The sequence below is a fragment of the Leucobacter sp. M11 genome, assembly GCF_035726885.1.
Classification (GTDB): domain Bacteria; phylum Actinomycetota; class Actinomycetes; order Actinomycetales; family Microbacteriaceae; genus JAPFRB01.
The window spans coordinates 104009-115871 of record NZ_JAPFRB010000006.1; the positions used below are offsets into that span (position 1 = coordinate 104009).

Below are 11863 nucleotides of genomic sequence, written 5' to 3' on the forward strand. Positions count from 1 at the left end.
AGTCCGCGCAGTTCGACGACTCGTGGCGTTTGTGGCTGCGGTTGAGCAACGTCCTCGGGGTATCCCACGGCAGCCATCAACCCGTCATCGGGGTGTACTCCGCCCTGGTCACCCGCCGAGATGACGCTGTCGTCGGGCAGTCTCCCCTGGATCTGCTGGGGCCTGATCCAACCACCGCGGACGCTCCGACAGAGTGGCGTCCCATGCTGACGGAGGAGTTTGCGCAACTGCATGCCTTGGCGCCAGAGGAGCGCCAGCTCCTGCGCTCGCTTGCTGCAATCCCCACACTTCCTGCTCCGGATGTCGGGACGGAACTGGGCGACGGGATTCCTGTGCTGCTCTCGTGGCCCGAGCAGCACGTCTGCGCGGGTGAGTTCTCCGCTGAAGACCACGAGGATCTTGCGAGTCAGGGATGGGTGGCGGTCGGGCTGGACCCGGACAGTATCATGAGCGCGCTTGAAGGGACGGAACGCTAGTGCCAACTATTGTGATGACCAAGGTCCGGGACCAGAATCATGAGAAAGATGTGCGGGCGAAAATCCTCAGCTTTCTCACGAAGCTCACTGAGGATGACACGAGCGTCGGGCTGCACATCGAAAAGATGGTGAATGCTGCGGATAAACGCGCCCGCACTGGGAGAGTGGACCTGGGGCTTCGCGCAGTGCTATATCTGCTCGAGACCGGGGAAACCGAGAAAACCTATGTGTATGCGGGTACCTGGGAACACGACGAGGCGATTGCACGAGCGAAGAATCGGGTCCTTCGTGTGAACCCCGTCAACGGGGTCGCGGAGCTCATTGAAGTGGGCGCGCCGAGTATGTCAGCGCGTGTTGCGCAATATTCGAGGGCCCCTGAGAGTTCTGCCGAAGCATTGAAGGCTCCGGCCCAGCGGGTGCTGGTGGAGCTTGAGTACCGTGAGTCTGATCTGGTCGAGGAGCTGGGACTGACGCCTCAGTTGGCGGCCGAGCTCATGGCCGCGGTGACCGCCGAAGACATCCTGGAGCTCGCGGACACGATGGAGAACGAGTGGCAGTCCGCTGCGCTGCTCGGCCTCGCTGTCGGCGACGCGGTGCACCAGATCCGGCAAGACCTCGGCTTTGACGCTGACACGGAGTCTGGGCGCACCACCGAGGGCACGGAGCACAGTGAGGACGAGGAACTGGTGCGTTCGCTCGCCCACCCCGCCTCACAGATGCAGTTCAAACCCATCGACGGGGCCGACGAACTTCGCCGCGCCATCGAGGGGCAAGATTTCTCGGCCTGGCGTGTGTTTCTCCACCCGGAGCAACGGAAGTATGCGACCAGAAACTTTAACGGGGCCTTCCGGCTCTCCGGCGGGGCCGGGACGGGCAAGACTGTGGTGCTCCTGCACCGCGCGAATCATCTGCAGCACCAGCACCCCCAAGCCCGGATCCTGCTGACGACCTTCACTCGCGCCCTCGCCGCAAATCTGAGCCGGGACCTCGAGCGATTGAACCCTGAGGTGCGACTCAATGACCGGCTGGGGGACGCCGGCATCCAGGTTCGCGGTATCGATGCGCTCGCCGCATCGGTACGTGACCGCGCAGGTGTGGACTTCGGTGATGTCGCCCAGCAGGTGCTCGGCCATCGCGTGGATCGCGGGGCGACCTACCGCCCGAACAGTGACGGGTGGAAGGAGGCTGTGCAAGACGTAGACACCGAGCTGCCTACGGAAATCTTGCATCCGACGTTCTTCGAAGCCGAGTACCTGCAGGTCATCCTGCCGCTGCGGCTGACCACTCGGGAAGCGTATCTCACGGTGCGCCGTCCAGGCCGTGGGGTGGCACTGGACCGGAAGAAACGTGCCCAGGTGTGGTCGATCGTGCAGCACTACCGAGATAATGGGAGAGCTCTGGGGCGGCTGAGCTTCGCCGAGGTCGCCGAGATCGGAGCCGCGTGGTTGGAGCGCGAACATGCGGCCGCGGGTGCAGGAACGGGCCTTGCCGATCATGTGTTGGTGGACGAGGGACAGGATCTCACCCCGTCGCACTGGAAACTGCTGCGCGCGATCGTTCCCGAGGGGCCCAACGATTTGTTCATCGCTGAGGACAGTCACCAGCGTATCTATGGCCACCAGGTGATCCTGTCGCGCTATGGGATCAGAATCGTCGGACGCTCGCGCCGTCTCACCTTGAACTACCGTACGACCGAGCAGAATCTCCGTTTCGCGCTCGGAGTGCTCGATGGTGCGGAGTATCAGGACAGCGAATCCGAGAGGGAAGGGCTCGACGGATATCGCTCCGCGAGGCTGGGACCACGGCCAATTCTCCGCCCTGCGGCCACAGATGCGGAGCAGTACGACCAGGCCGCGGAGCTGATCTGCGAGTGGGACGAGCTCGGTGTCAACCCGGGGACAATCGCGATTCTTGTGCGTACGAACAAGACCGCCCAGCTTGTTCGGCAGCGACTCGACGAGCGGGGCGTCGAAACGGTGCTGCTGACCGCCGCGAAGCGGAACGAGTCGCGACCTGTGGTGCTCACGATGAACACCGCGAAGGGGATGGAGTTCTCGCACGTGTTGCTCTTCGACGTCTCCCAGAGTTCGATGCCGCTGGCCTGGCTGACCGACCGCCTCGCCAGAGAAGAAGCGAACGACCTCCTGTTACGCGAGCGGTCGCTGCTCTACGTGGCCGCGAGCCGAGCTCGCGACGTGCTTGCTGTGTCCTGGAAAGGTGACGCATCGACGCTGCTCGAGGGCTCCCTTGCCCACGGGGACGATGAGCTGGAGGAATACGAAATACGTGAGCCGGGGGAAACGGCGCCCCGAGTTCTGTAAACACATAAGGATCAGCCAGGAGAAACGGCAGGGCTTCAAAGCCCTGATCTCCGAGCTGGGCGACTACCTCAGCGCATGACGTCGGGCAGAGTCAGCTGCCCGTTTTCCAGCGAGGCGAGACAGGGAAAGATGAACGGACCCGCCAGCTGCTAACCCGTGTTGAGCGGACACGGGCTGGTCGTTGTCATGCGCTTGAAATCGGTAGTACCCTTGAGCTCCCGACGATGAGAGGTTGCGCTGCCTCGTTGGATTGCCCATGAGGCTGCGCGCGTGATGACCGGCTCTGTCTCGTGCCAACGAGGTGACGCTGGATCGGGAAGAGACTCTCTTACGGGTACGCTTCGCACTGTACTAGGGCGACCCTCGAACGACCAGGAAGACACGGGCGGCCGACTGAGGGGAGCACTCATTCAACAGCTCTTTCGAGGCTTCGTGAAGGTTTTCACGATCCTGGAGAAGAAGGGCATCAACGTTCACTGGTGGAGTCTCTCTTGCGTGCACTGGAATCTGCCCGCGAGCCTCGTCTGGTTCGAGCATCACGAGGGGCAGGTGAACCGGTACACGGGCCACACGGTTCGCAGAAGACCGTCAGCGCTCACTGGTCAGAGATCCTTGCCTCGACCGACTCCGGTGACAAATGTGGCGCGTTCCATGCGAAAGCGATGGGGTCAATTGCTCTGCTCGCCGATTCGTGTTCTTCGAGTGCGCCAGACAGGATGTAGTTGAGGGAACGGGGGCATGGCTGGATATTCACGTCCTGAGGAAATACAACGACTGATCCAAGAGGTGGCTTTCGGGTGGCTTGACGCGAAACAGTCTGCTGGACAGCCGGATGACAGTGCGGCAGATCCTGACACTCGGAGGCCGGGTCGGCGGCTACCGCAGGCCTCGCTGCCATTCCTTGGCCCGCGACTGGGAGGCACACCGCATTGTGCTGTGACACGAGAGCGGAGCAACGAACTATAAAACCCGGTGATCCACTGCCAAATCAACGATGCCGACGCAGAGTTCTCAGCCCCTTCGGTCAGCGCCCGCACGCTGAGCCGCGCGTGCGGCCTGCCGCTCGCGCTTGCGTTGCGCTCGGACGGTCTTGCGGGCGGCGCGCCATTCGCGGTCCTGGGCGCGGATCCAGCCGGGTACGAGGAAGGGCGGGGCGGGCACCCCGGCGGTGACCAGGATCACGAGGAGACCGAACGCGATCACCAGGAGCACGGGGAGCGCCGCGACGTTCGTGATAAGGGTTTCTGGGACCCCGAGCTGCTCCGCGATGTTCATGAGCAAGACGATCGCGCAGCCGCCGAGGGCAGCGGGGATGCCGTGCAGGAACGTTGCCCGCAGGTGCCCCTGGGGCCAGGTAGCGGAAGAGGGCTTCAGGAGCCAGTGCACCCAGAGGACGAACCCGGTGAGAGCGAGGATCGCGCCGAGGATTGGCCAAACAATCATGCTGAACACCCAAGCCTTTCGCGGATTCGTTCCGCACCCGGGTCTGGAAGCGGTGGGCGTCCTGCCCCGTCCCGAGCGCAGTGGGTGCCGACCGCGATTTTACCGGATGCCGTGCCTCCGTGTCTGGGGCGTGGGTCCCCGGCGCGTTCCTCGGTCATGTGGCTGGGCCGCGCGCAGCCGATCCGGGAGGGGGCGACGGCTCGTTCTCGGTGAGCTCCGCCGCGTAGCCGAGGACCGATTTCCGATAGCGGGGGAGCGTCGGCTCGAGGGCCTCGATTGCCACGCGGAGCGCCTCGGCCTGGCGGCCCGCGCTGTGCAGGGCGAGCGCGAGGAAGACGGCGGGCGCCGCGCCCGTGCTGGGGTGCTCGGGGGCGTCCCGCAGCATGGTGATGGCTTCGTCGACGCGGCCGAGGTTTCGGAGCGTCGAGGCGTGCTGGATGACCAGCTGCGCGGAGCGGTCCGGGTCTTTCTCGTGCAACCCCGCCTGGGTTGCGGCGGCGTACTGCGCGTCGGCCTCGGCCTCTCGGCCCGCCGAATCGTAGGCACCGCCCAGCTCGAACGCGCCGAGCGCGGGGTGCGGCGCGGCCTCGGCGAGGGCGCGCATCCGGTCATGCGCTGCTCGTCGCTCAGCGACTCGTCCGCCCACGGGGCGGCGACGCTTGCCTCCCAGCCGGAATCGCTCATGCCCGGGGCCGGCGGTGGCGGCGATTGCTGCGTGCTCACGGGGCTCCTGCCCGTCACGCGGAGGGGGCGTCGCGCAGGGGTGCCCAGGCGTCGCTGATCGGGACGGGGCGGCCGAGGACGAGCTCGGCGGCGCGGTGCCCGGAGAAGAACGCCCCGGTGACCGTGGCGGGGTCGTCTCCCCAGGTGGCCTCGCCCGCGAGGTGCAGCGCCCCCTCGGCGAGGGGTTCGGCGAGCCGGTCCGGGTCGCCGACGTCGCCCCCGACGGCGAGATAGGAATAGGAGCCGTGGCTGAACGGGTCGCGGTGCCACTCGGTGATGACCGCCTCGGTGGGCTCCGGCACGTTCGGGCCGTACAGCCGGCGAAGCTGCTCGAGCACGGAGGCGACGACGCGCTCGGCCGGCCAGTCCCGGATCTCCTTGCCGCACTCGCCGGCGGCGAAGGTGAGGAGCGTCGGTTTCCCGTTGACACGGCTCAGGTCATACCAGGAGTGCCACCAGTCGGCCTCGGCTCCCTGGTGGCGGATGGCGTACACCCCCTCGTCCCAGAACCGCTCCGGGAAGGTGAGGAAGATCTTCTCGAAGGCGTTCATCTCGAGGTTCGCGAGCGGCTTCGCGTGCGAGGCGGGCAGCGCCGGTTCGAGGACAAACTCCGGAGAGGTCAAGACCCCGAGGGGCACCGTGATCACGACCCGGGCCGCGGTGAACAGGCCCTCGCCCGTGAGGACGGTGACGCCCTCCTTCGCCCAGAGCACCCGCTCCACGACATGCCCGAGGCGGACATCCAGACCCGCGGCGAGGTGTTCCGCGAGCCGGTCGTAGCCGTCGGGGAACACGACCTCGTCGCCGTCGATGGCGTCCTCGTCGAGCCCGTGCGCGTCCATCAGGTCGGCGTCCACCCCGTTCTGCTCCTCGGCGCGGTGCCGCAGGAACTCGCGGACCCGATCGGCCCGCGGCTCAGCCCACTCGAGGCGCAGCAGGGTGTCCTCGATGGCGTCCCCGTAGGAGGAACCCCGAGCGGAACCGGCGATGGTGTCCTCGAGTTCGGCGCTGAACGTCTCGACATCGGCGATGAAGGAAGCCGCCGCCGCCTCGCTCAGCCGGGCACCGTCCGGCCCGAAATAGGCGATGGGGCGTCCGCCAGCCTGATAGCTGCCGACCGTGAACTCGACCTCGGCCATGCCGAAGGCGCGCACCGCCTCGGCGACGGGGTTGTCGGTCACGCCGTGGATCCAGGAGGCACCACGGTCGAGGGGCTGCGCCCCGCTCCGATCGGTCCAGGTTCGGCCGCCGACGCGCTCGCGCGCTTCGAGGACGGTGACGCCCTGACCCGCCTGGGTCAGCAGACGGGCGGCGGTGAGGCCGGACACGCCGGCCCCGATCACGAGGGTGTCGAGGTGAGTCACGAGATTCCAATCAGGCAAGGGTGTGCGCCCGAGTGTATCGGGCAGGAGAACGCGTCAGGCTTCGCGGCGCGGGCGAGGCCCCTACTCGTCGGGGACGAGCACGGGGGTGTCCCGGTTCAGGGTCTCCCCGCGGAAGAACGGCTTCGAAGCGGGACGCAGCCACCAGATCCCCATCAGCACGAAGCCAAAGAGGATCGCGCCGATGCCGATCACGAAGGCCCCGCCGACGCCGAGCAGCACCGTGTAGCTGTAGTCCACGCTGATCATGTCGATCGCCGACTGCACGAAGGCGTAGCCGAGCATCAGCCCGCCGAGCGCCGGGAGGATGCCGCGCAGCCACAGGTTCCGGGCGCTGTCGCGCAGGGTGTCCCGGAAGTACCAGACGCAGGCGAAGGAGGTGATGGCGTAGTAGAGCGCCACCGCGAGCCCCATCGAGGTAAGGGAGTCGGCGAGCACGTCCTCCGAGATGATCGACATGGCGACGTAGTACACAATCGCGGCGGCCCCCATCATCGTGGTCGAAAACCACGGGGTCTTGAACGTCGGGTGCAGGCTCGCGAACTTCGCCGGCAGCGCCCGGTACACGGCCATCGAGAGGGTGCCGCGCGCCGTCGGCAGGATCGTGGTCTGCGTGGAGGACGCCGCCGAGACGAGCACCGCGAGGATCAGGAACCAGCCCCACGGCCCGAACAGGACGTCGCGGAGCACCGTGAACACATCGTCCAGGTTCGCCTCGTTCGTCAGCCCGAACCCCGTGTCCCCGAACCCGGCGAACATCATGACCGCAACCGACACCCCCACATAGGTCACGATGAGGATCGCGATGCTGGTGAGCGCGGCCCGGCCCGGGGTCTTCCGGGGGTTCTTCGTCTCCTCGTTCAGCGCGAGGCACGAGTCCCACCCCCAGTAGATGAACAGGCACAAGAGCACCGCCTGCATGAAGCCGGACCAAGAACCGATCTCCGCCGGGTTGAACCAGCTCCAGTCGAAGGCGACGGAACCGGGATTCGAGCCGTTGAGCGCGTTGACCGTGGCCAGCACCCCGAACGCGATGAGCGCGGCGTACTGAATGGCCATCATCGTCATCTGCAGGCGAGCGCCGATCTGCACGCCCACCGTGCTGATAAACGTCATCAATGCCATGAAACACACCGACGTGACGACCACGATCGTGCGGTTCTGCGCGAACTCCTCGTTGCCGAGCAAATACCAGAAGTACTGCCCCGTGATCTCGCCGACGTTCGCGAGCACCATGATCGAGGCCACGGCAACGGCCCAGCCCCCGATCCACCCCGTCACGGGCCCGAATGCTTTTGTGCCCCATACGAACGTCGTGCCGCAGTCCGGCATCTCCTTGTTCAGCTCCTGATACGCGAGCGCCGCGAACACCATCGGCACGCAGGCCGCGATGAACGCCACGGGAGCCTGGGCGCCGATCGCGACAATCACATACCCCAGCGTCGCCGCCAGGGAATAGAGGGGAGCGGTGGAGGCCAAACCGATCACCGTTGACCCCACCACGCCCAGGGTGCCCGTGTTTAGGCCCTTCCCCACATGGATGTGTCCGGTATCGGTGGCGTTGTCCAGCGTGTGCTTTGCCATGAGAGTTCTCTTCTTCGTCGGTGAAGGTGCGGCTGAGCTCATCATACGACGCGTCAGCGCTGCGGCCCCCGATGCGCGAAGATAAACGGGTGGGGAACTCTTCCCGCACGCAATTCGAGAGGCACCCGCATGAGCCTGGTCCGGCTGAACGACGTCACCGTCCGCTACGAGAACGCGCAGATTCTGCGCGAGACTCACTTCCGCCTCGAAACGGGCGACCGCGTCGGCCTGATCGGGCGCAACGGCACCGGAAAGACCACCCTCCTCAAGCTCGTGCTCGACCAGATCCAACCCGACTCCGGCACCGTCACCGTCGAAGACGGGCTCAAGATCGGCTACTTTTCCCAGTTCTCCGAGCTCGACGGCACCGCCACCATCACCCAGGTGCTCGACGGGCTCTTCGCCGACGTACACGCCGTCCAGGCCGAACTCGACGCGATCGACCAGGCGCTCGCCGCCGGCCCGGACGCCGACGAGATGGACCGGCTGATCAATCGCCAGGCGGAGCTGTTCGCCGAGATGGAGCAGCTGGACGGCTGGGATTACCCGCGCAAGATCGACCAGGCGCTCACGGTGCTCGGCTTCTCCGAAGCGCACCGGGTGAACGCGATCGACGACCTCTCCGGGGGGTGGCGCAACCGCGCCGCCCTCGCCAAAATCCTCCTCGAGGAGCCGGACATCCTGCTGCTCGACGAGCCCACGAACTTCCTCGACGTGGCGGGCGTCGAGTGGCTGGAGTCCTGGTTCCGCACCTTCCGCGGCGCGGCCATCATCGTCTCGCACGACCGCACCTTCCTCGACCAGATCGCGACCCGGATCGTGGAGGTGGAGAACTTCCACCTGCACGAGTACTCGGGCAACTTCGCCGCGTACCTGATCGAGAAACAGTTCCGGCTGAAGAACCTGGAACAGCAGTTCAAGCACGAGTCCGAGCTGCTCGCCTTCGAGGCCGAGGGGATCGCGGATCGCCGCGAGGCGGCCAAGAACCGCGGCAAGGGGCTCGGCAGACAGCTCTCGAACATCAAGAAGAGCCGCGCCCCGCGCCCGGTCGACGAAATCATCACCGAGATTTACCGCGGCCTGCACGTCAAGGACGTGCTCTGCCGGGTGAACGACCTCACGAAGTCCTACGGGGAGCGCACCCTGTTTCGCGACCTGAGCTTCGAGATCCGCCGCGGCAACCGGATCGTGGTGCTCGGCGCGAACGGCTCGGGCAAGTCCACCCTGCTCCGGGTGCTCACGGGGGAGGAACGCCAGGACTCGGGCGATATCTCGTGGGCGGGCGGCGCGAAGGTGGTCTCCTACAACCAGGTTCTCGAGGAGCTGGACGTCGATGACACCGTGAGCCACGCGGTCAACGCCTACCCGGACTCGCTCGCGCTCACCGCGACGAAGAAGTCGGTTGGCCGCTTCCTCGACATGTTCCAGTTTTCTGAGGCGGACAAGAAGAAGCGCATCCGGGAGCTCTCGGGCGGGCAGCGCGCCCGCGTCGCGATGGCGCAGTGCCTGCTCTCCGGGGCCTCCGTACTCGTGCTCGACGAGCCGACAAACCACCTGGACCTGCCGAGCACGCAGGTCATGGAGCGCGCGCTTGTGCACTTCCCGGGCGCCGTCGTCGTGGTCAGTCACGACCGCTTCTTCGCCGACAAGGTCGCCAACCGCGCCCTCGTGTTCAACGCCGAGGGGGCGGCCCCGGGCGAGATCGTGTCGCGGGCCGCGTAGCGTTCCCTCAGCCAGCGATGCCAGGGTACTGACATGCGCGTTGAGATCCTGATCACCGAGGGCTGCCCGAACGCCGGGCCGGCCGAAGCCGTCGCGCGGGCCGCGTTGCGCGAGCTGGGCATCGTCGACGCCGAGCTGCGGGTCGTGGAAATGCGGGAGCCGGCGGACTATGCCCGCTGTGCCTTCGGCGGTTCACCGACGGTGCTCGTGAACGGCTCAGATGTCATCCCCGATACCGTGCGCGTGCACGAACCTGCTTGCCGGGTGTATCCGAGCTCGGACGGGCTCCGCGGGGTACCCAGCCTGGCGGAGGTTGTGGCGGCGCTTCGCGGGTAACGGAGGTAGCCCCCACCGTTCACGGAAATCCTCCGTAGGATAGCCCCGTGCACACCACGGACGCGAGCGCGGGGGCCGGAACGGCCCGGAACGCTCCGCCCGCCCTGCTGCCCGCCGCGCTCCTGGCGGGGGCCGCGCTGTTCCTCTTCGGCTTCGAGCTCGACCTCGTCGGGTATCCGCTGTTGGCGGCGGCGCTCCTCACCGGCTTCGCGGGCTCGCGTGAGCTCGGTCGGGACACCCTGCTGATCGGGGCCGGGCTCGGCGTCGTCTCGCTCACCTCGGTTGCCGCTGACGTGTCCTGGCCGAGTTTCTTCCGGATCGGCACCGTGCTCGCCCTCGCCGTGATCGTGCCCGTCGCACTCGACCGGCTGGTGTTTCGCCGCCGCGTCATCCGCTTCCCGTGGCGCAGTCGGCAGAAAAAGAGTCGCGCCGAGATCGCGTACCTCATTGCCGTGCCGGTCCTCGGCTGGCTGATCCTGCCGTTCTACTTCGTGAGCTCCGGGGCATACCAAAACTGGCCGTCGCTCGTGGATGGGGGAGAGCTCGCCCGATTCTTTGTCGGGGTGAACGCGGTGGGCACCTGGGACGAACTCTTCTTCATCTGCATCACCTTCGCGCTGCTGCGCCGGCACCTGCCGCTCTGGCCGGCAAATCTGCTCACCGCCGTGATCTTCGTCTCGTTCCTCTGGGAGCTCGGCTACCGGTCCTGGGGCCCGCTGCTCACCTTCCCCTTCGCGCTCTTGCAGGGGTACCTCTTCGATAAGACGAAATCGCTCGGCTACGTGCTCATCGTGCACCTGCTCTTCGACGCGATCGTGTTCCTCGCCATCGTGAACGCGCACCATCCGGGCACGATCCCGTTCTTCCTGGGCTAGCGGAAGTGCTTCTGGCGACACCTCTGCCGGTGCTCTGGCTGGTTCTCCGCGCGGACCCCCTGCCCGCTCACCCCGCAGGGAGACGGCTTAGCGAACCCCGGTGAATCCGGTGACGATCAGCCAGGTGAGGACGAAGGCGAACACGAGGGAGTTGACCGCGGTCGTTGCGATCAGCAGAATATCTGGGCCGTGCTGCCAGATCTTCCGAACGCAGCTGCCCACGATGACCGCCGAGAGCAGGAGCGGGGCAAGGAGCCAGAGCGGCCCCAGGAGCATCGCGCACAGAATGGTCAGCGCAACGAGCGCGAGCGTGGCGACACCCTCCACGCGTGCGGGGGTGCGAATTCTCGTGTTGGTGCTGCTCATGTCACCTAAACCCTTCGGTATCCGTCACCCGTAAACGGGGAATCGATTTGTCGAGCCCCCGTTGAGAGCGTTCAGGCCAGACGGCGGGTCCTGACCGCGGTGTGCACAGCGTACCGGCGAACGTCAGGCGCATCACCCGAAGCAGGGGGTGAGCTTTCGCCGCTCAGGAGCGCTACCGGGGTAGCTGCGCCGCGACGGCCGCTACGCTTTCCGCCGGCGCGGCAACGGGCAGCGAGCAGGCGTTCTCCTGGGAGATGCGGCGCAGCAGTGCCCAGAGCAGGAGCCCGAGGGACAGCGCCGCGAGGAACGGTTGCACCGGTTCGAAAAACTGCATGGCCCCGGCGGAACCCAGGGCGAGCAGGACCAGCTTGTTGCACACCGGGCAGCCCACCGCGAAGAACGTGACGACGGCCCCGATGAATCCCGCACGGTTCGGTTTCGTCGGCTGACCGGCGAGCGGGGAGCGCACATAGGTCGCCACGAGCAGGCCGGTGAGGGCGGCGCTCAGCGCGAGAACGGGCACGGACCACCAGGTCGGCGGCACCTCCCGGGTGAACAGGGGCGTGTCAATCAGGTCGGTGGGGATCGCCACGACGAGGAAGGTCGCGGTGGCGGCCCCGAGCGCGACGAGCCAG

General features: G+C 66.5%; 11 protein-coding genes. 5 read left to right on the forward strand and 6 right to left on the reverse strand.

Annotated elements, in window-relative coordinates; translation table 11 throughout:
- Both OOT08_RS17515 and OOT08_RS17520 read left to right on the forward strand, forming a co-directional pair.
- On the forward strand, window positions 1–476 hold a 476-nt coding region (locus OOT08_RS17515; protein ID WP_336638359.1), incomplete at its 5' end, for a hypothetical protein.
- Window positions 476–2797 (forward strand): UvrD-helicase domain-containing protein, encoded by a 2322-nt coding sequence (locus OOT08_RS17520; protein ID WP_325094142.1) that lies wholly within the window; start codon window positions 476–478, stop codon window positions 2795–2797. The genes OOT08_RS17515 and OOT08_RS17520, both read left to right, overlap by 1 nt.
- A 1011-nt stretch (window positions 2798–3808) precedes the next feature.
- On the opposite strand, the gene OOT08_RS17525 is transcribed toward OOT08_RS17520, so the two are convergent.
- From OOT08_RS17525 to OOT08_RS17540, 4 genes are all read right to left on the reverse strand, one after another.
- Complete coding sequence (locus tag OOT08_RS17525) at window positions 3809–4240, reverse strand: hypothetical protein (protein ID WP_325094143.1); 432 nt, start codon at window positions 4238–4240, stop codon at window positions 3809–3811.
- Window positions 4241–4394: 154 nt separating this feature from the next.
- On the reverse strand, window positions 4395–4844 hold the full coding sequence (locus tag OOT08_RS17530; protein WP_325094144.1) for a tetratricopeptide repeat protein: 450 nt from the start codon (window positions 4842–4844) through the stop codon (window positions 4395–4397).
- Between the two features lie 133 nt (window positions 4845–4977).
- On the reverse strand, window positions 4978–6345 hold the full coding sequence (locus OOT08_RS17535) for a flavin monoamine oxidase family protein (RefSeq protein WP_325094145.1): 1368 nt from the start codon (window positions 6343–6345) through the stop codon (window positions 4978–4980).
- Between the two features lie 63 nt (window positions 6346–6408).
- Complete coding sequence (locus OOT08_RS17540) at window positions 6409–7929, reverse strand: APC family permease (RefSeq protein ID WP_325094146.1); 1521 nt, start codon at window positions 7927–7929, stop codon at window positions 6409–6411.
- 129 nt (window positions 7930–8058) lie between these two features.
- Here OOT08_RS17540 and OOT08_RS17545 point away from each other — a divergent pair, with 129 nt between their 5' ends.
- From OOT08_RS17545 to OOT08_RS17555, 3 genes are read left to right on the forward strand one after another with little or no spacing between them, the layout of a single operon-like run.
- A complete protein-coding gene (locus tag OOT08_RS17545; RefSeq protein ID WP_325094148.1) occupies window positions 8059–9651 on the forward strand; it encodes an ABC-F family ATP-binding cassette domain-containing protein in 1593 nt (530 codons plus the stop codon).
- Between the two features lie 33 nt (window positions 9652–9684).
- Window positions 9685–9987 carry a hypothetical protein gene (locus OOT08_RS17550; protein ID WP_325094150.1) on the forward strand — a complete coding sequence of 101 codons (303 nt, stop codon included), beginning with the start codon at window positions 9685–9687 and terminating at the stop codon, window positions 9985–9987.
- 47 nt (window positions 9988–10034) lie between these two features.
- Window positions 10035–10862, forward strand: coding sequence for a CPBP family intramembrane glutamic endopeptidase (locus OOT08_RS17555; protein ID WP_325094151.1), 828 nt, complete (start codon window positions 10035–10037; stop codon window positions 10860–10862).
- Between the two features lie 87 nt (window positions 10863–10949).
- Here the strand turns inward: OOT08_RS17555 and OOT08_RS17560 are convergent, their stop codons facing one another.
- Together OOT08_RS17560 and OOT08_RS17565 are read right to left on the reverse strand one after the other, a co-directional pair.
- Complete coding sequence (locus tag OOT08_RS17560; protein ID WP_325094153.1) at window positions 10950–11228, reverse strand: hypothetical protein; 279 nt, start codon at window positions 11226–11228, stop codon at window positions 10950–10952.
- Between the two features lie 172 nt (window positions 11229–11400).
- The coding region (locus tag OOT08_RS17565; RefSeq protein WP_325094155.1) for a hypothetical protein at window positions 11401–11863 on the reverse strand (463 nt) is incomplete at its 5' end.

Bases quoted from the DNA above. Each gene is read 5' to 3' on its own strand.
- OOT08_RS17525 (WP_325094143.1), bottom strand. From the start codon at position 4,240: ATGATTGTTTGGCCAATCCTCGGCGCGATCCTCGCTCTCACCGGGTTC.
- OOT08_RS17530 (WP_325094144.1), bottom strand. From the start codon at position 4,844: ATGCGCGCCCTCGCCGAGGCCGCGCCGCACCCCGCGCTCGGCGCGTTC.
- OOT08_RS17540 (WP_325094146.1), bottom strand. From the start codon at position 7,929: ATGGCAAAGCACACGCTGGACAACGCCACCGATACCGGACACATCCAT.
- OOT08_RS17545 (WP_325094148.1), top strand. From the start codon at position 8,059: ATGAGCCTGGTCCGGCTGAACGACGTCACCGTCCGCTACGAGAACGCG.
- OOT08_RS17550 (WP_325094150.1), top strand. From the start codon at position 9,685: ATGCGCGTTGAGATCCTGATCACCGAGGGCTGCCCGAACGCCGGGCCG.
- OOT08_RS17560 (WP_325094153.1), bottom strand. From the start codon at position 11,228: ATGAGCAGCACCAACACGAGAATTCGCACCCCCGCACGCGTGGAGGGT.